Origin of the sequence: Paraburkholderia diazotrophica, from assembly GCF_038900755.1 — a bacterium.
Taxonomy (GTDB): Bacteria; Pseudomonadota; Gammaproteobacteria; order Burkholderiales; family Burkholderiaceae; genus Paraburkholderia; species Paraburkholderia diazotrophica_A.
Map to the genome: position 1 here is coordinate 1 of NZ_JBBPEN010000084.1, position 382 is coordinate 382.

At 59.9% G+C, this 382-nt stretch carries 1 rRNA gene; it reads left to right on the forward strand.

Going from position 1 to position 382, the window contains the following annotated elements:
* Positions 1-7 precede the first annotated feature (7 nt).
* Positions 8-121 (forward strand): 5S ribosomal RNA (rrf, locus tag AABE10_RS36325).
* Positions 122-382: the final 261 nt, after the last annotated feature.

A 382-nucleotide genomic window follows, 5' to 3' on the forward strand; every position in this document is an offset into this window, starting at 1 on the left:
CGTCATGCCTGATGACCATAGCGAGTCGGTCCCACCCCTTCCCATCCCGAACAGGACCGTGAAACGACTCCACGCCGATGATAGTGCGGATTGCCCGTGTGAAAGTAGGTAATCGTCAGGCTCCTTACACACGTCCCGGCCCCGCCCACCACAAGGCGGGGCCGTGGCCGTTTACGGCGCCCTTGATCTCCTTCGCCTGCGGCGCTTTCAGCAATCGTCAAAAATCAAAACTCCGCCGCCTCAGCCGTAGGCTGCATGTAAGCACTCGATCATTACCGTTGCCCACGAGATTGACCGATGAGGGATGTGCTGTTAGCGAATGGGGTCAATGCGCGCGGAGGGAGGCAGCAAAGGGGCGACGTTCCAAGGCAACAGGTCGTCG